This is a genomic window from Streptomyces sp. bgisy159, from assembly GCF_965341775.1.
Classification (GTDB): domain Bacteria; phylum Actinomycetota; class Actinomycetes; order Streptomycetales; family Streptomycetaceae; genus Streptomyces.
The window spans coordinates 24,239-42,930 of sequence record NZ_CBDQZH010000020.1 but is presented as its reverse complement, the minus strand read 5'-3'; the positions used below and the strand labels follow the sequence as shown (position 1 = coordinate 42,930).

Annotated in this window: 17 protein-coding genes and 1 pseudogene; 4 read left to right on the top strand and 14 right to left on the bottom strand. The window is 73.5% G+C overall.

The window, feature by feature from the left end; genetic code table 11:
- Positions 1 to 16 precede the first annotated feature (16 nt).
- Positions 17 to 790, top strand: a complete 774-nt coding sequence (locus tag ACSLTV_RS20215; RefSeq protein ID WP_432137935.1) for a maleylpyruvate isomerase family mycothiol-dependent enzyme — start codon at positions 17 to 19, stop codon at positions 788 to 790.
- A gap of 197 nt (positions 791 to 987) precedes the next feature.
- On the opposite strand, the gene ACSLTV_RS20210 is transcribed toward ACSLTV_RS20215, so the two are convergent.
- The 8 genes and pseudogenes from ACSLTV_RS20210 to ACSLTV_RS20175 all read right to left on the bottom strand — a co-directional run bounded on the left by ACSLTV_RS20210 (position 988) and on the right by ACSLTV_RS20175 (position 8,357).
- Positions 988 to 1,659 carry an LAETG motif-containing sortase-dependent surface protein gene (locus tag ACSLTV_RS20210; RefSeq protein WP_435612625.1) on the bottom strand — a complete coding sequence of 224 codons (672 nt, stop codon included), beginning with the start codon at positions 1,657 to 1,659 and terminating at the stop codon, positions 988 to 990.
- Between the two features lie 199 nt (positions 1,660 to 1,858).
- Positions 1,859 to 3,013 (bottom strand): LOG family protein, encoded by a 1,155-nt coding sequence (locus ACSLTV_RS20205; protein ID WP_432137996.1) that lies wholly within the window; start codon positions 3,011 to 3,013, stop codon positions 1,859 to 1,861.
- Between the two features lie 42 nt (positions 3,014 to 3,055).
- Entirely contained in the window at positions 3,056 to 3,463 is a 408-nt protein-coding gene (locus ACSLTV_RS20200) for a VOC family protein (RefSeq protein ID WP_432137937.1), read from the bottom strand.
- Between the two features lie 156 nt (positions 3,464 to 3,619).
- Positions 3,620 to 4,234 (bottom strand): annotated as a pseudogene (locus ACSLTV_RS20195) (hypothetical protein); the annotation flags it as partial.
- 253 nt (positions 4,235 to 4,487) lie between these two features.
- The gene (locus tag ACSLTV_RS20190; protein WP_435612624.1) at positions 4,488 to 5,273 is read right to left on the bottom strand and encodes a pentapeptide repeat-containing protein; all 786 of its coding nucleotides are present in this window, start codon (positions 5,271 to 5,273) and stop codon (positions 4,488 to 4,490) included.
- Positions 5,274 to 5,418: 145 nt separating this feature from the next.
- Positions 5,419 to 6,252, bottom strand: coding sequence for an ABC transporter ATP-binding protein (locus ACSLTV_RS20185; RefSeq protein WP_435612605.1), 834 nt, complete (start codon positions 6,250 to 6,252; stop codon positions 5,419 to 5,421).
- A 192-nt stretch (positions 6,253 to 6,444) separates the two neighbouring features.
- Complete coding sequence (locus ACSLTV_RS20180; RefSeq protein WP_432137940.1) at positions 6,445 to 7,809, bottom strand: aspartate aminotransferase family protein; 1,365 nt, start codon at positions 7,807 to 7,809, stop codon at positions 6,445 to 6,447.
- A gap of 20 nt (positions 7,810 to 7,829) precedes the next feature.
- Positions 7,830 to 8,357, bottom strand: coding sequence for an Lrp/AsnC family transcriptional regulator (locus tag ACSLTV_RS20175; RefSeq protein ID WP_432137941.1), 528 nt, complete (start codon positions 8,355 to 8,357; stop codon positions 7,830 to 7,832).
- A 164-nt stretch (positions 8,358 to 8,521) separates the two neighbouring features.
- Between ACSLTV_RS20175 and ACSLTV_RS20170 the strand changes: the two genes are divergently transcribed.
- Positions 8,522 to 9,961, top strand: coding sequence for a gamma-aminobutyraldehyde dehydrogenase (locus tag ACSLTV_RS20170; protein WP_432137942.1), 1,440 nt, complete (start codon positions 8,522 to 8,524; stop codon positions 9,959 to 9,961).
- Positions 9,962 to 10,079: 118 nt separating this feature from the next.
- Positions 10,080 to 10,610: a hypothetical protein gene (locus tag ACSLTV_RS20165; RefSeq protein WP_432137943.1), complete on the top strand. Its 531-nt coding sequence runs from the start codon at positions 10,080 to 10,082 to the stop codon at positions 10,608 to 10,610.
- A 20-nt stretch (positions 10,611 to 10,630) separates the two neighbouring features.
- Here the strand turns inward: ACSLTV_RS20165 and ACSLTV_RS20160 are convergent, their stop codons facing one another.
- The 5 genes from ACSLTV_RS20160 to ACSLTV_RS20140 form a co-directional block, all read right to left on the bottom strand.
- Positions 10,631 to 11,299 carry a class I SAM-dependent methyltransferase gene (locus tag ACSLTV_RS20160; RefSeq protein ID WP_435612604.1) on the bottom strand — a complete coding sequence of 223 codons (669 nt, stop codon included), beginning with the start codon at positions 11,297 to 11,299 and terminating at the stop codon, positions 10,631 to 10,633.
- Positions 11,300 to 11,649: 350 nt separating this feature from the next.
- A complete protein-coding gene (locus ACSLTV_RS20155) occupies positions 11,650 to 12,603 on the bottom strand; it encodes an alpha/beta fold hydrolase (protein WP_432155585.1) in 954 nt (317 codons plus the stop codon).
- A 292-nt stretch (positions 12,604 to 12,895) separates the two neighbouring features.
- The gene (locus ACSLTV_RS20150; RefSeq protein ID WP_435612603.1) at positions 12,896 to 14,548 is read right to left on the bottom strand and encodes a LuxR C-terminal-related transcriptional regulator; all 1,653 of its coding nucleotides are present in this window, start codon (positions 14,546 to 14,548) and stop codon (positions 12,896 to 12,898) included.
- Between the two features lie 80 nt (positions 14,549 to 14,628).
- Positions 14,629 to 15,333 carry a glycerophosphodiester phosphodiesterase gene (locus ACSLTV_RS20145; RefSeq protein WP_432137947.1) on the bottom strand — a complete coding sequence of 235 codons (705 nt, stop codon included), beginning with the start codon at positions 15,331 to 15,333 and terminating at the stop codon, positions 14,629 to 14,631.
- Between the two features lie 37 nt (positions 15,334 to 15,370).
- The gene (locus ACSLTV_RS20140) at positions 15,371 to 16,546 is read right to left on the bottom strand and encodes an adenosine deaminase (RefSeq protein WP_432137997.1); all 1,176 of its coding nucleotides are present in this window, start codon (positions 16,544 to 16,546) and stop codon (positions 15,371 to 15,373) included.
- Between the two features lie 100 nt (positions 16,547 to 16,646).
- On the opposite strand from ACSLTV_RS20140, the gene ACSLTV_RS20135 reads away from it, so the two are divergent.
- A complete protein-coding gene (locus ACSLTV_RS20135) occupies positions 16,647 to 17,924 on the top strand; it encodes a DUF4190 domain-containing protein (RefSeq protein WP_435612602.1) in 1,278 nt (425 codons plus the stop codon).
- On the opposite strand, the gene ACSLTV_RS20130 is transcribed toward ACSLTV_RS20135, so the two are convergent.
- On the bottom strand, positions 17,914 to 18,525 hold the full coding sequence (locus ACSLTV_RS20130; RefSeq protein WP_432137949.1) for an NADAR family protein: 612 nt from the start codon (positions 18,523 to 18,525) through the stop codon (positions 17,914 to 17,916). The two genes, ACSLTV_RS20135 and ACSLTV_RS20130, sit on opposite strands and share 11 nt — an antisense overlap.
- Between the last annotated feature and the right edge of the window lie 167 nt (positions 18,526 to 18,692).

Sequence of the window (18,692 nt, the reverse complement as noted above, 5' to 3'; positions counted from 1 at the left end):
GCCTAGGCTGAGGTGCATGACCACACTCACACATGACCGTTACTGCTCGGAAATCGACCACCAGGTAACGCAGTTGAGAACGGTGGTGACCTCGGGGGCGGATCTGTCGGGAACCGTGCCGACCTGCCCGGACTGGACGCTGGAGAAACTGGTCCGGCACATGGGCGGGGCGCTGCGATGGGTGAACGCGCTGGTCCGGGAGCGGGCCGAGGAGAACATCCCGTTCGAACGGATCCCGCTGATCGGCGGGCCGGAGGCACGCGCAGACGCCGGCGCGCTGGACGCCTGGCTGGCGGAGACCGGACGGCTCGTCGTCGAGGCCCTGCGGGAGGCCGGGCCGGACACGAAGGTGTGGTCCTGGATGGAGATGGCGAACACCGGGTTCTGGGCCCGCAGGATGACCCACGAGATCACCGTCCACCGCGCCGACGCCACTCTGGCCGCCGGGCTGCCGTACGAGGTGGCGCCCGAGATCGCCGCCGACGCGCTCGACGAGTGGCTGGAGATCGGGCAGTGGATGCTGCGGCGCGGCGGCGAGTCGCCGCTCGCCCCGGGGCAGAGCATCCACCTGCACGCGACGGACACCCCGGCCGAGTGGCTCGTCGAGGGCACCGAGTCCGGCGTGGCCTGGCGCCACGGGCACGAGAAGGCGACCGTCGCGCTGCGCGGGCCGGTCGCGGACGTGCTGCTCGCCTTCTATCGCCGGCTGCCGCTGGACAGCGCCGGGCTGGCGGTGTCGGGGGACCGGCGGGTACTGGAGGGCTGGCTGGAGCGCTCGTCGTTCGGGTGACCGGCGAGGGCAGCGCCCGCCTTCCCGGGCGGGGTGGCGGCTGGTGAGGGCAGCGCCCGCTTTGCCGGTGGGGCGCGGGCGCTGCCCGGTGTCAGCGACCCGTGCCGCGGCGCCGCAGGCCGAAGAAGACGGCCGCGCCGCCGACGGCCACCAGGACCGCCGCCACGGCGGCGGTGGGGCGCGGGCGCTGCCCGGTGTCAGCGACCCGTGCCGCGGCGCCGCAGGCCGAAGAAGACGGCCGCGCCGCCGACGGCCACCAGGACCGCCGCCACGGCGACGATCAGACCGGTGCTGGATCCGGCCCCGGTCTCCGCGAGGTTGGACTCGCCGGCGGGGGACGGGGCGTTGCTCGCGGTGTCCGAGCGCGGAGGGGTGGCGGTGCTCGGCGCCGGCGCCGTGGGAGTCGACGCGGACTGGTTCCGCGACGGGGCCGAGGCCGACTTCGACGCGGACGCGGACGGTGACGGCGAACCGGTCGGGGTGGCCGGGGGCTTCGGCTCGTCCTTGGTCTTGCAGGCCTCGGCCGGGGCGGTCAGGTTCGGGGAGACGTCCTCGTCGACCTGGTTGCCGGCCGTGACGTGGATCCGGTAGACCGCGCCGGGTTCCCAGTCCTCCTCGAAGGTGACGGTGGCACCCTGCTTGGTGCCCTCTACCTCCAGCTCGCCGACCTTGCGCAGGTCGGCTCCGTTGTTCTCCAGGAACACGGTGACGACGGCCGGGGTGCCCGCGGGGTTCTTGTCCGTGACGGTGATGACACCCTTGTCGCCGACGCACGAGGCCGCGGCGGAGAAGTCCTTGATGTTGCCGGCGAACGCGCCGCCGGCGGTACCGAACACGAGCGCCGCCGAGGCGGCGGTCACACCGAGCATGCGGGCCGAGCGCGCGGCGATGCGGTGGGGAAGGGACACGTTTGTCCTTTACGGAGGTGCAACTGCGGGGGGTGAACGGGGACCTGACGCCCCGGACGCTGCCGGGCCGCGGCATCCCCTGGAGGCTCACAGGTCTATAAGCGCTTCATAAGAAATGTCAATGCACAGAGCTCCCAGGCCGCTTGGCTTTGCCCGATTGTTAACCGCCGAGATGTTTCAGCGCCTGCGCCGCGTCCTCGATCCGGTCGACCAGGGCGATACGGGACGCCATGGAACGTTCCCGGGCGAGTTCCCGCAGCAACGGCCAGGCCGGCAGCCGCTCCGTCCAGTGCGCCCGGTCCACCAGGACCATCGGCGTCGGTTCCCCGCGCGACTCGTAGTAGTTGGGCGTCGCGCTGTCGAAGATCTCCTGGACGGTGCCCGCCGCGCCCGGCAGGAATATCACCCCGGCGGTGGAGCGGGCCAGCAGGCCGTCCTCGCGCAGGGCGTTGGCGAAGTACTTGGCGATGTTCTCGGCGAACGGGTTCGGCGGCTCATGGCCGTAGAACCAGGTGGGGATGCCCACCGAGGGGCCGCCGTGCGGCCAGCGGGAACGCACCTCGAAGGCGGCGGTCGCCCAGTCGGTGACCGACGGGGTGAAGCGCGGCGCCTTGGCGAGGAGTTGCAGCGCCTCGGTGAGCATGCCGTCCTCGAACGGGGCCGCGTACGCGCCGAGGTTGGCGGCCTCCATCGCGCCTGGGCCGCCGCCGGTCGCCACGGTCAGTCCGGCGCGGGCGAGTTCGCGGCCGAGGCGGGCGGCGCCCGCGTACGCCTCCGTGCCGCGGGCCATCGCGTGGCCGCCCATGACGCCCACCACCGGTCGGCCGGCGAGGAGTTCGTCCAGCGCGTCCGAGACGGAGTCGTCGTGTACGGCGCGGAGCATGGACGCGAAGATGTCGCCGTCGGCCTTCGTCCGCTGGAACCAGCCGTACGTGACGGCGTCCGGCGTCTCCTCGTAGCCCTTGTCAACGCCGGTGAAGAGCTCGTCGGGGGAGTAGAGCAGGCCCCGGTAGGGGTCGAAGGGGAGGCCGGGGACCGGCGGGAAGACCAGGGCCCCGGCGGCGCGCGTGCGGGCCGCCGCTTCCGGGGCCATCGGGCAGCCGAGGAACACGGCACCCGTGGTGTCCACGGACAGCAGGACCTCGGTGCGGGCGGTCAGGTCGACCGCCTGCACGCGGTAGTGGTTCAGGGTGCCGTGGTGGGTGACGACCTCGTCGAACTCGGCGAGCGTCTCGATCTCGCGGTCGTGGGAGCCGTCGTACGGCTGGGACGGCGGGAACTGATCCCGCGGCGGCTGTGGCTGGGCGGGTGTCATGTGCACCCGCCCATGCTGGCACAGCGGCCGGCCGCGCCGGGGTCAGCCCTCGACCGCCGCCCGGTCCATCCAGATGACTTCCCAGGTGTGGCCGTCGAGGTCGTCGAAGGAACGGCCGTACATGAAGCCCATGTCCTGGGTCTCACCGGCCGGCGTCGCGCCCAGCTCCAGCGCGCGGTCGACGAGTTCGTCGACCTTCTCGCGGCTCTCGGCGCTCAGGGCGACCAGCACCTCGCTGGTCTTCGTGGCGTCGGCGATCTCCTTCTTGGTGAACGTGGCGTAGAACGGCTTGGTGAGCAGCATCGCGACGATGGTGTCGCTGATGACGACCGAGGCCGCCTTCTCGTCACTGAACTGCGGGTTGATCGTGTAGCCCAGCTCCGTGAAGAACTTCTTCGAGGCGTCGAGGTCGTTCACGGGCAGGTTGACGAAGATCATCTGCTGGTACATGCGGGGGTCTCTCCCATTCGGTGTCGTGCCGTTCGCAGGGGTAGACCGGGCACTCGATCGGAACTCATCGGTTCGGGCGGATCTTTTTTCGTACGAGTTCCGCGAGGGCCCCGGACGGCGCCGGCCGCGCCGGGGCGTCGACCGGTCGGCCGGGGGTCAGCCGGTCAGGGGGAGGGCCGCGAGTTCGGCGACGGTCAGGGTGAGCGGGGCGAACAGGACCAGCAGGGCGCCGGCCCGCAGGGCGGCGGCGCCGCGCAGCGCGGTGGCCGGAGCGCCGAGGCGCAGCAGGGCGGCCGTGGTGTCGGCACGGCACTGCCGGGCCTCCACGGCCGCGGTGAGGAGGGTGGCGAGGGCGCACCCGGTGACCACAAGCGCGCCGAGGGCGGTGAGCGGGCCGAAGGAGCGGTCGGGGGCGGCCGGGTCGTGCAGCGAGACCAGGGCGTACGCGCCGGACAGGGCGGCGCACAGGACGCCGAGAGGGCGGCCGATACGGGTGGACTCCGCCATCAGGCAGCGGCCGGCGAGGAGACGGAGGGCGCCGGGGCGGACGGCCTGCAGCAGGCGGCCGCACAGGTGGGTGAGGCCGGGACCGGCGAGGGCGAGCCCCAGCGCGGTGAGGGTCCAGCCGACGAGGACCGAGGCGGGGCCGGTCGGCAGGCCGTCGGGCAGGGTGAGGGTGGTGCGGCCGGAGCGGCTCGCGTACGCCTCCACGGCGAGGCCGGCGGCGAGAACGGCCGCTCCCCAGGGCAGCGCGGTGGGGTTGGGGCGGGGCGGGGCCGGCGGGAAGCCGTCCGGGGATGCAGGGTGGGAGCTGTTCTGCGGGTCCCGGTGGCCGCCGGGACCATCGGCCGGTGCCTGGCGGGACGCCTCGGCGGGCGCCGACATGACACCGCCCTCGGAGGAGGGGAGGGCCGCCGAGCGGAGACCCCCGGAGGGGGCCTCCGGGGAGGCACCGCCGGACGGGACACCCGCGAGAGGGACGTCCCTGGAAGCGGCACCGTGGGAGACGGCGCCCGCGGGGGAGTCACCCCCGGAGACGACACCCGCGGAGACGACACCTGCGGAGACGACACCTGCGGAGACGACACCTGCGGAGACGGCACCTGCGGTGGAGGCTCCCTCGGCATGAACACCTCCGGAGACGGCACCCGAGGCGAAGGCCCCCTCGGCGCGGGCACCCCCGGAGGCCACGTCTCCGGTGCGTGCCCGGGCCGTGTCGGTGGTCGGTGTCGGAGGGGAGGGCCGCGTCGGCTCCGTCGGCGCCTGTGACCCGCCGGAGCCGCCGCCCGTTTCGCAGCCCCCGCCCGTTCGAGAGCCTCCGCGCGTGCCGGAGCCTTCGCGCATGTCGGACCCCGAGCGCCTGCCGAAACGGCCGTACGCCCCGAAGGTCTCCCTGGGGCCGGTGCGGGGCCGGGCGCCGAAGCGGCCGAAGGAACGGGGGGCGGGGCGGGCGGCCGGGTGGACCTCGCGAGGTCGCAGCGTGAGCGCGACGGCGAGGCAGGCGGTCAGGGGCAGCAGGGACAGCAGGGTGAGGGCGGCGGGCAGCGGGAGGTCCTGGCCGGCGGCCAGGAAGTCGGCCGCCGCGCCGTCGAACGGCATGCCGGTGAGGTCGCCCCGCAGATGGAGGAAGACCAGCAGGGCCAGCATCGAGCCGAGCACCGTGGACAGGGCCGTCGTCGTGGCCGAGACCGCCATCAGCCGGGCCGGGCCGAGCCCGATCGCCGAGAGTCCCCGGCGCGGGCGGGTGCCGGGGTCCGCACGGGCCACGGCCGTCGCGAGATGGACGGTGGCCGCCAGCGGGACCATGCACCAGGCGAGGCGGAGCAGGGAGCCGGCCGGGTCACCGGGGTGGCCGAGCGCGTGGCCCAGCGTGCACAGGAGCAGGAAGCCGGTACCGGCCGAGGCGGCCGCCACCAGCAGGCGGCGCAGCTGGACGGCCGGGTGGGCGCCGCGGGTCAGACGGAGAGCGAGCACGCGGCCCGGCCTTCCGACTCGCCCGTCGTGCCGTTCGCACCCGTGCGGCCGTTCGGGGTGTGCGTGCCCCGCGCTCCGTCGCCGCCGGCGCCCGCGGCCGCCTCGCCGGTCCCGCTCACCGGCGGCAGGTGCACCGTGTGCACCCGGCGGCCGTCGAGGAGGGACACCTTGCGGTCGGCCAGCGCGGCTGTGTCGGGGTCGTGGGTCGCCAGGACCACGGTGATGCCGTGCGAGCGGGCCGCGGTCGTCAGGGTGCGCAGGACGTGCGCGCGGTCCGCGCGGTGCAGCGGGGCCGTCGGCTCGTCCGCGAAGAGGACGGACGGCGCCGGGGCCAGCGCGCGCGTGATGCACACCCGCTGCCGCTCGGCCTGGGTGAGGTCCTCGGGGCGCTTGCGCGCCTTGTCGCCGACGTCCAGGCGTTCCAGCCACTCCAGGGCCGCCGTCTTGGCGCGGCGCCGGGCGGTGCCGCGCAGCATCAGGGGGAGGGCCGCGTTCTCCCAGACGTTCAGCTCGGGAACGAGGACGGGTGCCGGGTCGATCCAGCCGAAGCGGTCACGGCGCAGGCGCTCGCGGGCCATCGGGCCCATCGTGTGCACGGGCACGCTGTTGAACCAGACCTCGCCCCGCTGGGCGGGCACCAGGCCGGACAGGCAGCGCAGCAGGGTCGTCTTGCCGCTGCCGCGCGGGCCGCTGACGGCGAGGATCTCGCCCTCGCGCACGCCGAGCGAGACCCCGCCGAGCGCGGGGGAACCGTCGCGGTGCGTGTAGTGCAGCGAGCGTGCCCAGAGCACGTCGTTGTCCGGCGGGGCCTCCATGGCGTACACCTCGGTTCAGATCCGTAGTTCCCGTGTCCTGTCCCCCGTCCGGGGGAACGAAGGCAGGGCCGATCGGTTACCAGGCACGCTAGGGAGCCGGGGCTACCGCTCCGGACAGCACACGGCCCGGGGTGCGCGCGTCTCACTCGTACGGGCGCACCCCGGGCGTATGAACGGCGGAACCGCCTCGGGTCAGAGCTTGGTCCACGCCTCCGTCAGCGTGGCGCGCAGGATCTGCTCGATCTCGTCGAAGGTGTCCTGGTTCGAGATCAGCGGCGGGGCGAGCTGGACGACCGGGTCGCCGCGGTCGTCGGCGCGGCAGTACAGGCCGTTGTCGTACAGGGCCTTGGAGAGGAAGCCGTACAGGACGCGCTCGGTCTCCTCGTCGTCGAAGGACTCCTTGGTGGCCTTGTCCTTGACCAGTTCGATGCCGTAGAAGAAGCCGTTGCCGCGGACGTCGCCGACGATCGGCAGGTCGTGCAGCTTCTCCAGGGTGGCGCGGAAGGCGCCCTCGTTGTCCAGGACGTGCTGGTTGAGGCCCTCGCGCTCGAAGAGGTCGAGGTTGGCCAGGCCCACCGCGGCCGACACCGGGTGGCCGCCGAAGGTGTAGCCGTGCAGGAAGGTGTTGTCGCCCTTGTAGAACGGCTCGGCGAGGCGGTCCGAGACGATGCACGCGCCGATCGGGGAGTAGCCCGAGGTCATGCCCTTGGCGCAGGTGATCATGTCCGGGACGTAGCCGAACTTGTCGCAGGCGAACATCGTGCCGAGGCGGCCGAAGGCGCAGATGACCTCGTCGGAGACGAGCAGCACGTCGTACTGGTCGCAGATCTCGCGCACGCGCTGGAAGTAGCCGGGCGGCGGCGGGAAGCAGCCGCCGGCGTTCTGCACCGGCTCCAGGAAGACGGCCGCGACGGTCTCGGGGCCCTCGAAGAGGATCTGCTGCTCGATCTGGTCGGCGGCCCAGCGGCCGAAGGCCTCCGGGTCGTCGCCGAAGATCGGCGCGCGGTAGATGTTGGTGTTCGGGACCTTGTGCGCGCCCGGGACCAGCGGTTCGAAGGGGGCCTTCAGGCCCGGCAGGCCGGTGATGGACAGGGCGCCCTGCGGGGTGCCGTGGTAGGCGACCGCCCGGGATATGACCTTGTACTTGGTGGGCTTGCCGGTCAACTTGAAGTACTGCTTGGCGAGCTTCCAGGCGGTCTCGACGGCCTCGCCGCCGCCGGTGGTGAAGAAGACCTTGTTCAGGTCGCCCGGGGCGTGGTGCGCGAGGCGCTCCGCCAGCTCGACGGCCTTGGGGTGGGCGTACGACCAGACCGGGAAGAAGGCCAGCTCCTGGGCCTGCTTGAAGGCGGTCTCCGCCAGCTCCGTGCGGCCGTGACCGGCCTGCACCACGAACAGACCCGCGAGACCGTCGAGGTAGCGCTTGCCCTGGTCGTCGTAGATGTAGGTGCCCTCGCCCCGGACGATGGTGGGGACCGGGGAGTTCTCGTACGACGACATGCGGGTGAAGTGCATCCACAAGTGGTCGTACGCGCTGCGGCTGAGGTCCTTGGTGCTCACGGTTATCGGGTCCTCACGGGTTATCGGGTTCCCCACATGTAGGTCTGCTTCTTGAGCTTCAGGTAGACGAAGCTCTCGGTGGAGCGCACGCCGGGCAGGGCCCGGATGCGCTTGTTGATGACGTCCAGCAGGTGGTCGTCGTCCTCGCAGACGATCTCGGCGAGGACGTCGAACGAGCCCGCGGTCATCACCACGTACTCGACCTCCGCCATGTCGGTCAGCGCGTCCGCCACGGCCTCGACGTCGCCCTCGACGTTGATGCCGACCATCGCCTGACGGCGGAAACCCACGGTGAGCGGGTCCGTCACGGCGACGATCTGCATGACGCCCTGGTCGAGCAGCTTCTGGACGCGCTGGCGCACGGCCGCCTCGGACAGGCCCACGGCCTTGCCGATGGCGGCGTACGGCCGGCGGCCGTCCTCCTGCAGCTGCTCGATGATGGCGAGGCTGACGGCATCCAGGTGAGGGGTGCCGCCGCTCCTGGACTCGCGGGGGTCCCGGGAGTCCCTGTGCTCTGCGCTTCGACTGGCCACGACGTCACTCTGCACGACGTATCGACAGTTCCGCAAGCCACGATCGATGAAATTCGTCGTTTACCTGACTGAGATCTGCGAAATTCGTAGCCGGGGTGGGAGCGGGGGTGTTGAAAACGTGGGGTCTCCGTTTAGGCTGGTGTCTCAGCTATTGGACACACCACTCTGGAGGGCCGGCAGTGAGCACCGAGCTGCGTCGTCTGCGCAATTACATCGACGGTGAGTTCCGGGACGCCGCCGACGGACGGACCACCGAGGTGGTCAACCCGGTGACGGGCGAGGCGTACGCGACCGCGCCGCTGTCCGGGCAGGCGGACGTCGACGCCGCGATGGCGGCCGCCGCCGCGGCCTTCCCCGGCTGGCGCGACACCACGCCCGCCGAGCGTCAGAAGGCCCTGCTGAAGATCGCGGACGCGTTCGAGGAGCGCGCCGAGGAGCTGATCGCGGCCGAGGTGGAGAACACCGGCAAGCCGGTCGGGCTCACGCGGTCCGAGGAGATCCCGCCGATGGTGGACCAGATCCGCTTCTTCGCCGGCGCCGCCCGGATGCTGGAGGGGCGCAGCGCCGGCGAGTACATGGAGGGGCTGACGTCCATCGTGCGCCGTGAGCCGGTCGGCGTCTGCGCGCAGGTCGCGCCGTGGAACTACCCGATGATGATGGCCGTGTGGAAGTTCGCCCCGGCCATCGCCGCGGGCAACACGGTCGTGCTGAAGCCGTCCGACACGACGCCCGCGTCCACCGTGCTGATCGCCGACATCATCGGGTCGATCCTGCCCAAGGGTGTCTTCAACGTCATCTGCGGTGACCGCGACACCGGCCGGCTGATGGTCGAGCACGAGACCCCGGCGATGGCCTCCATCACCGGCTCGGTGCGGGCCGGCATGTCGGTCGCCGAGTCGGCGTCCAAGGACCTCAAGCGGGTCCACCTGGAGCTCGGCGGCAAGGCGCCGGTCGTCGTGTTCGAGGACACCGACATCGCCAAGGCCGTCGAGGACATCTCGGTGGCCGGCTTCTTCAACGCCGGTCAGGACTGCACCGCGGCCACCAGGGTCCTGGTGCAGGAATCCATCCACGACGAGTTCGTGGCGGAGCTGGCCAAGGCGGCCGCCGACACCAAGACCGGGCAGCCGGACGACGAGGACGTCCTGTTCGGCCCGCTGAACAACCCCAACCAGCTCAAGCAGGTCGCCGGCTTCATCGAGCGGCTGCCCGCCCACGCCAAGGTCGAGGCGGGTGGTCACCAGGTCGGCGACAAGGGCTACTTCTACGCGCCGACCGTCGTCTCCGGCCTCAAGCAGGACGACGAGATCATCCAGAAGGAGGTCTTCGGCCCGGTCATCACCGTGCAGTCCTTCACGGACGAGGAGCAGGCCGTCGAGTGGGCCAACGGCGTCGAGTACGCCCTCGCCTCCTCCGTCTGGACCAAGGACCACTCCCGCGCCATGCGGATGTCCAAGAAGCTCGACTTCGGCTGCGTGTGGATCAACACGCACATCCCGCTGGTCGCCGAGATGCCCCACGGCGGCTTCAAGAAGTCCGGCTACGGCAAGGACCTGTCCGGGTACGGCTTCGAGGACTACACGCGCATCAAGCACGTGATGACGTCGCTGGACGGCTGACGGCTGACCATGACAGCGGGCCCGGAGCCGGAAGGCTCCGGGCCCGCTGTCATGCCCGGAGGTCGATCTCGTGGGGCCGGTTTTGAACGCGTTCAAATGACCGCGTACGCTCATGTCCATGAGCGACAGAGCCGCCCTGCTCCAGGGCATCCGCGCGTGGCTGGTGTTCTTCGTCGTCTGCCTGGTGCTCAGCGGCGCCACGGCCTTCCCCCTCGTGCACGAACTGCGCTGGACCGAGGAGCTGTTGCGGTCCCTGTCGGTACCGGAGCACCTGCCCGGCCTGATGGGCTGGATCGAGCGGGTGCGCGACGGTCTCGACGCCGTGGACGCCGATCACCCCTTCGTGCTCTACGGCACCGACTGGCTGGCCTTCGCCCACCTCGTCATCGCGGTCGCCTTCTACGGCCCGTACCGCGACCCCGTCCGCAACATCTGGGTCGTGGAGTTCGGCATGATCGCCTGCGCCGGGATCGTCCCGCTCGCGCTGATCTGCGGTCCGATCCGGGGCATCCCCTTCTGGTGGACCGTCATCGACATGTCGTTCGGGGTGTTCGGCGTGATCCCGCTCTTCGTCGTACGGCGGAAGATCAAGCGGCTGGAGGCGCTCGGCGCACCGCCCGGACGAACGACCGCCACGCAGAGCGGCTGACGGCGAGCACCGGTCCGTCGTCACCCTGCGGGGTCCGGCCGATCCGGCGACGCTGCCGCAGCGCTCGCGACGGTGCCCGTGCCCACGTTCATCCCGGCGTGCAGGACGGCGCCGGGGCGGCCGCCCGAGCGCTCGCGCAGCATGCCGTCGAGGATCTGCCGGACCTCGGCCGCCTGCCGGGCGGTCAGCCCGGTGATCCACCGGGCGCCCACCGGATTGCTGCTGCGGACCGTGTCCAGCAGCTCCCCGGCCGACGCGAACGCCGTGTCCAGCACCTCCGCGCGGACACGCACCCCGGTCAGCCCGGCCGCGCGCAGCAGAGCGGCGAACCGGTCCGGGTCGGCGAGCCGGAACGGCAGCGGGGGCGGGTCCGCGGGCAGGGGTGCGGCGCCGGGTACGGCCGCCCGGATGGCCTGCACCGTCCAGGCGATGAACTCGGCTCCCTGAGGCGGGCCGAAAGCGGCGACCAGCACCGTGCCGCCGGGCCGGGTGACGCGTACCAGCTCCGCCAGGCCGCGACGCAGGTCGGGGAAGAGCGACACGCCGTTCAGCGACGCCGAGACGTCGAAGGAGTCGTCGGCCAGGTCCAGGTGCTCGCCGTCCATGACCAGCGCCCGGACCCGCTCCGAGCCCCGGGCTCGGGCGGCGAGCCGTTCCACCATCGCGGGGGAGATGTCCACGGCGACCACGTCGGCCCCCCCGGCGGGCCGCCGGCAGGGCGAGGGCGCCACTGCCCGCGGCCACGTCGAGGAAGCGGGTGCCGACGCCGACGGCGGCCCGCTCCACCAGCCGCTCCCCGAACAGCATGGTGTGCGGCGTGGTGAACCGGTCGAACTCGGCCGCGAGGGCGTCCCACTCGGCCCGGACCGCTTCCGGCGAGGGGCGGTCCGCGGAGGAACGGTCCGGGACAGAAGGGTCGGGGGCGTGAGCGTGAGCGGGGGCGCCCGGGCGCCCGAGGGGGATGGTCATGGTCGTGCTCCGTCACGGGTGGGGGTGTGGTGTCACGGGTGGGGGCGCGGTCGGACGGCCGGGGCGGGGGTCACGGTCGGGCTTCCCTTCCGGCCGGCGATCCGGGCGGCCGGCGGTCCGGGCGGGTGGGAAGGGCCGTGCCCAGGGCGGCGACCAGCGCCTGAGGGTGCTCCAGATCCGGGTCGGCGCCGCAGTCGTCGATGACGTGCAGCGGCCAGCCGTGCCGGCCCGCCGCCCGCTCGGCGAACCTCAGCCGGGTCTCGGGGTCCTGGCGGCCCCACACCAGGGTCGTCGGCACGCCGATCCGGTCCAGTTCGGCGTCCGGGAGGACCGGCAGCGCGAACTCCTTCATCAGCGTCCGGCCCGCGGCCCTGACGCTCGGCGTGCGGGCCCGGTCCAGGGCGTAGTCGGCGATGTCGTCCCAGTGGCCGCCGAGGTCACGCCGGACCGCGTCCAGGTCCGCCACGCACCGGCCGAGCATCCGGTCCCGGGTGCGCTCGGTGGCGCGCAGCTGGAACGCGGCGACCGCCAGCGCGAACCTCGGCTCCGGACGGAACGGCCCCAGCCCGAAGGCGTCGGCCAGCACCAGCCCGGCGATCAGTTCGCCGCGGCCGGCCGCGAACCGGGCGGCCACCGCCCCGCCGAGGTTGTGCCCGACGAGGACCGGCGGAGCGGGGCAGGTGGCCTCGATCAGCGCCGCCAGCCACTCCAGCACCCGGTCGGCGGCGGGCGGCTCGCCGTCCTGGACCACGGAGGCGCCCTGTCCCGGCAGGTCGGGCACGATCAGCTGGTGGTCCGTCACCAGCTCCGGCACCACCCTGACCCACGCGGTGGCGGACTGGCCGATGCCGTGCAGGAGGACGACCGGCGGTCCGTCGCCGCCCTCCAGGACGGCGGTCGACACACCGGCCAGGTCCCGCCGGTGTTCGGTGAGGGGCATCGCCGCCAGCAGGCGTTCCCTGGCCGGCTGACCGGTCAGGTGCCCTGGTTCCGGCGCCCGCGTCGCGGTGCGAGTCCTGTTCACGGTGGCCTCCTCTCCGCACGGCCGCCATGACCGGTGGTGTCCGGTGGCCGCACGCCCGCGCGGTCCCGGGAGGCCCGGGGCTCCCGCTCCCGGCTCCCGGTGCTCCACGTCGGTCGGCATCCCGTGGCGTCCTGCTCTCCACGGCCTTCACGGACAGTCTCGGCGGCACCCCCGGCGCGGGGCATCGGGCGAATCGCGCATCTGGCGGTGGCATCCCGGCATGGGGTGAATCACCCATGCCGGGATGCCACCGCGAACGCCACGCACCTGCGGACATACACCTCCGCGGCCCTCAGACCAGGCCGTGCCGGTAGGCGTACGCCGTCGCCGCGCTCCGGGTGGAGACGCTCAGCTTGGTGAACATGTTGTCGAGATGACGGGCCACGGTCTTCTCGCTGATGACCAGCGTGGCGGCGATCTCCCGGTTGGTGGCGCCGCCCGCGACCAGCCGCAGCACCTCCACCTCGCGCGGCGTCAGCCCGCCCGGCGGACGCCCGGGCACCCGGCCGGCCAGCCGGTCCACCCGGGCCAGCTGCGGGGCCGCGCCCAGCCCGGCGAACACCGTGCGGGCCGCGGCGAGCTCCAGCTTGGCGGTGTCACGATCCCCGAGCAGCAGGCACACCTCGGCCGTCAGCACCCGCACCAGCGCCGCCTCGTACGGGGCGTCCAGTTCCTGCCAGGCCGCCCGGGCCACGCCCAACGCCTCCCACGCGCCCTGCGCGTCCCCCTCCGAGAGCAGCACCGCCCCGCGCGCGCCCGCCGCGACCGCCCGCAGATACGGCGACGCGAAGCCGTCCGCCGTCCGGCCCAGCTCCTCGGCCGCCTCCCGGGCGGCCCCCGGGTCACCGGCCGCGAGCGAGACGTCGACGCACGCGGCGAGCACCCGCGCCCGCCGCACCCGGTCGCCCCCCGCCTGCGCCACCACCCGGCGCACGGCCGCCACCGCGTCGTCGGTACGGCCCTGCGCGAGCCGCAGCAGGGCGAGGCCGGGCTGCGGCGAGTGGCCCCAATGGTCGGCCTCCCGGTACGCCCCCTCCGCCTCGGACAGCGCGCCGCGCAGCCGGAGCAGTTCTCCCCGCTGGTACTGGGCCATGCCCACGGCCGGGTCGACGGTCCGTCCGGCGAGCAGGGCGCACGCCTGCTGGGCCTGGGCCAGGGCGGCGGACCACTCGCCGCGCAGCTCCATGATCTCCGAGCGGTGGACCAGGCACTGCCCCCGGTACGGCTTCAGGTCCGGCTGCGCGGCACACCAGCGGCTGAGCGCCTCCGTCCACTCGGCGGCGCGCCCCACGTCGAAGATGTCCCGGCAGGCGATGAGCACCGCGCAGTAGACGATGCCCGCCGCGATGGGCGAGACCTCGTCGGCCGTGACGGCGACCATCGCCTCGTCCAGCAGGGAGGTCCCGGCGGCGACCTCACCGGCGGCGATCAGCGCCTGGCCCTGGCCGAGCCTGCTCAGGGCCACCAGATCGGGGTCCGCGAACCGGTCCGCGATCCCGGCCACCTCCGCGAACGCGGCACGCGCCCCCGCGAAGTCGCCGCCCTCCAGCGCCCCGAACGCGCTCGGCACCAGCAGGTACCCGCACTCCACGCAGTCCTCGCCGGAGTCGGCCAGCAGCCGTGCCCCGCGGGCGAACCAGCCGCCCGCGCGGGCGTGCTGCCCGTACCGGGCGAGGGTGAGGCCGAGCCAGAACGCGCAGCGCACCGCCCGGCCGACCGCCCCGGCCTCGTGGAGCGCGCGGTGCGCGCGCTCCCAGGTCTCCACGGCCCGCTCCTCCCGGCCGTACAGATAGGCGGCCATGGCCAGGCGCTCCAGGTCCGGCGCCGCGAGCGGGGCCCGACCGTCGGCGGCCGACAGCCGCTCGTACGCCTCGGCCCAGGCACGTCGCCGGAACGCGTCGCGGCCGTCCGCCAGGGGATCGGCCGCCGCCGTGGAAGGGGCCATCGCACGCTCCTCGGCCGGACACCACCCCCGCCCTCGTCCTCACCGTACGGGCGGCCGGCCGGAGGCGCAGTGCGGGCCGGTCACCGTGCGGCGTCGCCGCCGTGGGCCGCGCGCAGGGCGGTGAGGACGTCCACCCGGTTGGTGGTGATCGAGTCGACGCCCAGGTCGATCAGGCGGCGCATGGTGCGGCGGGTGTCGGGCGTCCACACCGACAGCAGCCGGCCGTCGCGGTGGACACGGGCCGCGAGGGCGCGGTCCACCAGCGACCAGCGGAAGTTGAGCCAGCGCGGCCGGACCGCGTCGAGCAGCACGGGGCGCGGCGGCGCCACGGTCGTGCGGGTCAGGGCGATCTCGGCCGACGGGTCGGCGCCGCGCACGGCGAGCATGGCCTCCGCGCCGGCGCAGTAGTAGACGCGGTCGGCCGCGCCCGCATCCCGGACGACGTCCACCACCCGGCGGGCCGCCCGCAACTCGCGGGTGCCCGGCAGGTCGATCATCATCCGGGTGCCGTCGGTGGCCGCCAGCGCCTCCGCCAGCGTGGGCACCGCGCCGCCGGTCAGCCCCCGCACCTCGGCCGCCGAGAGCGCGCTCAGCGGCCGGTCGTGCGCCCACAGCCGTTTCAGGCCGGCGTCGTGCAGCAGCACCGGGACACCGTCCCTGGTGAGCCGTACGTCGACCTCCACCGCGTCCGCGCCCAGGCGGAGCGCGGAACGCAGCGAGTCGAGGGTGTTCTCCCGGAAGCGGTAGGGGTCGCCGCGATGGGCCACGGCCGTCAGCGTCTGCATGCGCCCATTGTGCTGGGGCCGGCGCCGCGAGGCCGGATCAGGGAGCGAGCCACTCCGCGGTGTACGCGTCGATCTCCTCGCGGATCCGGGCCTTGCCCGCCTCGTCGAGGAAGGAGGCGTCCACCGCGTTCTTCGCGAGGTCGGCGAGACCGCGCTCGTCGAGGCCGAGGAGGCGGGCGGCGACCGCGTACTCGTTGTTGAGGTCGGTGCCGAACATGGGCGGGTCGTCGGAGTTCACGGTGACCAGCACCCCGGCGTCGACGAACGTCGTGAGGGGGTGCTCGTCCAGCGAGGGCACCGCCCGGGTGGCGATGTTCGACGTCGGGCACACCTCCAGCGCGATGCGCTGCTCGGCGAGGTGGGCGAGCAGCTTCTCGTCCCGGGCGGAACTGGTGCCGTGCCCGATGCGCTCGGCGCCCAGGTGGGTCAGTGCGTCCCACACCGTCTGCGGGCCGGTCGTCTCGCCGGCGTGCGGCACCGAGCGCAGCCCGGCGGCGATCGCGCGGTCGAAGTACGGCTTGAACTGCGGCCTCGGCACGCCTATCTCCGGTCCGCCGAGCCCGAAGGAGACAAGGCCCTCCGGGCGCAGCCGGTCGTCGGTGGCCAGCCGCGTCGTCTCCTGCGCCGCCTCCAGACCGGCCTCGCCGGGGATGTCGAAGCACCAGCGCAGCACCGTGCCGAGCTCCGCCTCCGCGTCCTTGCGGGCGTCCTCGATCGCGTCCATGAAGGCCCGCGCGTCGATGCCGCGCCTGGTGGAGGAGTACGGGGTGATGGTCAGCTCCGCGTAGCGCACCTGCTGCCGGGCCAGTTCCCGGGCCACCTCGAAGGTCAGCAGGCGGACGTCCTCGGGGGTGCGGATCAGGTCCACGACGGACAGGTACACCTCGATGAAGTGCGCGAAGTCCGTGAAGCTGAAGTAGTCGGCGAGGGCCTCGGGGTCGGTGGGCACCTTGGAGTCGGGGTGCCGGGCGGCCAGCTCGGCGACGATCCTGGGGGAGGCGGAGCCCACGTGGTGGACGTGCAGCTCGGCCTTGGGCAGCCCGGCGATGAAGGCGTGCGGGGCGCGTGCGGCGCCCTCGGCGATCTCGCTGGTGGGGCCGGTCGGCACGGCGGGCGCGGTGGGGCCGGTGAGTGCGTCGCTGCGGTCGGTCAAGGGGTCCTCCCCGGGACGGCGTCCGCGCGGGCCGGCGGGCGGCGGGCGGGACGCGGTGATCGGCTGATCGGTGTCTCGGGGATCATCGTAGGCCGGGCCCTGGGCGGACGGGACCTGGCCGTAGCATGACGGCACAGCTCGACGAAGGGGGAATCCGCGCATGGCCGACGACGCGCCCGCACCCGAGGCGCCGGAGACCGCGGCGACCTCCCGTCCGGACGGCCCCGCCGCGCCGTTCCCGGCCACCGCGACGAGCCTGGAGAAGGACAAGACTGCGCCGACGGGTCTGGATGATCCGGTGCCGACGCGTCTGGACAAGGCGGTGCCGACGCGTCTGGACCGTCCGGCGGCCACGAGACTGGACAAAGCGGCGCCCACGAGTCCGGACAGGCCGGCGGCCCCGGGTCTGGACGATCCGGAGGCCACGAGTGCGGACAGGGCCGCGCCGGCCGGCATGGAGAAGTCCGCGCCCACGCCTCGGCCCGAGCCGGGGAGCACGACTGCCGACGCCGGGCCGCGGGAGGTTCGGGAGTCGCTGGACTCGCGGGGCCCGCGCGACCAGCCGGGTCAGCATGAGCCACAGCAGCCACAGCAGCCGCAGCAGCCGCAGCAGGCGCATCAGCCACAGCAGGCACAGCGGCCGCAGGAGCCGACCGCGCCGGTCCACGACCAGCACACCGTCGTACCGGTCCCCGGAGCGGCCCCGGCACCGCCCCCGGCGGGCGACGCCTTCCCGGACGACCCCTTCGCTCCGCCGGAGGCCAAGGCGGCGACGGCAGGTTGGGGCCGCTTCGCGCCCCCGCAGCCCGGGGTGCCCGGTTACGCGACTGGTGGGTCCGAGTTCCCGCAGGGCGGGATACCTGGCTCCGCCCCCGGCGGCTTCGCGCCGTCGGCCGGGGCCGGGATGCCGGGTCCCGCTCCCGCCGGGTACGCGCCCCCGCAGCCCGGGGCGCCCGGTTCCGCCCCCGGCGGCTACGGACCACCGGGCGGCGCCGCCCCGGTCGGGTTCGCGCCGTCGCCGTTCGCGGCGCCCGGAACCTCCGCGGTGCCTGGAGTCCCCGGGCCCCCGTACGGCGCGGACGGTGCCGTGCCGCCTCCGCCGATCTCGCCGGACGGGCCGGGACAGGTGCCGTACGGCTGGCCGGGCCACCCCGCGTACCCGTCCGCGGGCTACCCCGGCTGGCCGGGGATGTCGGTCGAGAGCAACGGTAGGGGCGTCGCGGCGATGGTGTGCGGCATCATCGCGGCCGCCGGCTTCTGCCTGTGGCCCCTGGCGATCGTCCTCGGCGTCCTCGCCGTGATCTTCGGTGTGATCGGCAGGGCCAAGGCGAAGCGGGGCGAGGCGTCCAACCCCGGCCACGCCGTGGCCGGGATCATCTGCGGTGCCGCCGGCGTGGTCCTGGGCATCGGGATGGCGGTCCTCCTCTTCACGGTCTGAGCCGCAGCCGCTCCCGCGCCGCCATCAGGGCGAACCCCAGCAGGTTCGGCCCCCGCCACCGCTTCGGATCGGACGCCCCCTCGTCCTGCGCGGCGAGGCCGATGCCCCACACCCGGTCCACGGGACTGGCCTCCACCAGCACCCGGTCGCCGGTGCCGAGCAGGAAGGCGCGCAGCGCGGGGTCCGAGGAGAACTTGTGGACGCTGCCCTCCACGACGATGCCGAACCGCTCCCGCGTCCAGACCTGCTCGTCGAAGCCGCGGACCAGCCGCCCCGCCTTCTTGGCCTGCGCCGGATGCTCGGCGGCCAGCGCCCGCCGCTCCGCCTCCGGGTCCCCGAACAGCCGGGCCTTGCCGGCCATCATCCAGTGCTCGGCCGTGTCGTAGGTGACCCCGTCGACGGTGAACGGCGACGGCCACCACTGACTCAGACAGCTCGGGCCGAGGCTCCCGTCGGGCCTCGGCCGGTGACCCCAGAAGTGCAGATACCTGATCCTCTCGCCCGCGTCGACCGCCCTGACCAGATCCTCCCGCGACGCGATTCCCCCGGTGTGCCCCGTGTGCGTGCTCATACGGGCGAGTGTGGCACGCGCCACTGACATTCCGTCCTTCCTTTTCCCCGCCGACTCGACACCCTGGTCGACAGATTCCGTCGCGTAACCAAAAGGCAACAACGGAATCCCTTGTTGAGGTAGCACTCCTCTGTCAGGATCGGCACTCAAATCGAGCTGGAGCTACGCCACCCCCGCACACGACGGGTGACGGCGGA

Bases quoted from the DNA above. Each gene is read 5' to 3' on its own strand.
- ACSLTV_RS20210 (WP_435612625.1), bottom strand. From the start codon at position 1,659: ATGCTCGGTGTGACCGCCGCCTCGGCGGCGCTCGTGTTCGGTACCGCC.
- ACSLTV_RS20215 (WP_432137935.1), top strand. From the start codon at position 17: ATGACCACACTCACACATGACCGTTACTGCTCGGAAATCGACCACCAG.
- ACSLTV_RS20150 (WP_435612603.1), bottom strand. From the start codon at position 14,548: ATGGCCCCTTCCACGGCGGCGGCCGATCCCCTGGCGGACGGCCGCGAC.
- ACSLTV_RS20200 (WP_432137937.1), bottom strand. From the start codon at position 3,463: ATGTACCAGCAGATGATCTTCGTCAACCTGCCCGTGAACGACCTCGAC.
- ACSLTV_RS20165 (WP_432137943.1), top strand. From the start codon at position 10,080: ATGAGCGACAGAGCCGCCCTGCTCCAGGGCATCCGCGCGTGGCTGGTG.
- ACSLTV_RS20205 (WP_432137996.1), bottom strand. From the start codon at position 3,013: ATGACACCCGCCCAGCCACAGCCGCCGCGGGATCAGTTCCCGCCGTCC.
- ACSLTV_RS20145 (WP_432137947.1), bottom strand. From the start codon at position 15,333: ATGCAGACGCTGACGGCCGTGGCCCATCGCGGCGACCCCTACCGCTTC.
- ACSLTV_RS20185 (WP_435612605.1), bottom strand. From the start codon at position 6,252: ATGGAGGCCCCGCCGGACAACGACGTGCTCTGGGCACGCTCGCTGCAC.
- ACSLTV_RS20130 (WP_432137949.1), bottom strand. From the start codon at position 18,525: ATGTCAGTGGCGCGTGCCACACTCGCCCGTATGAGCACGCACACGGGG.
- ACSLTV_RS20135 (WP_435612602.1), top strand. From the start codon at position 16,647: ATGGCCGACGACGCGCCCGCACCCGAGGCGCCGGAGACCGCGGCGACC.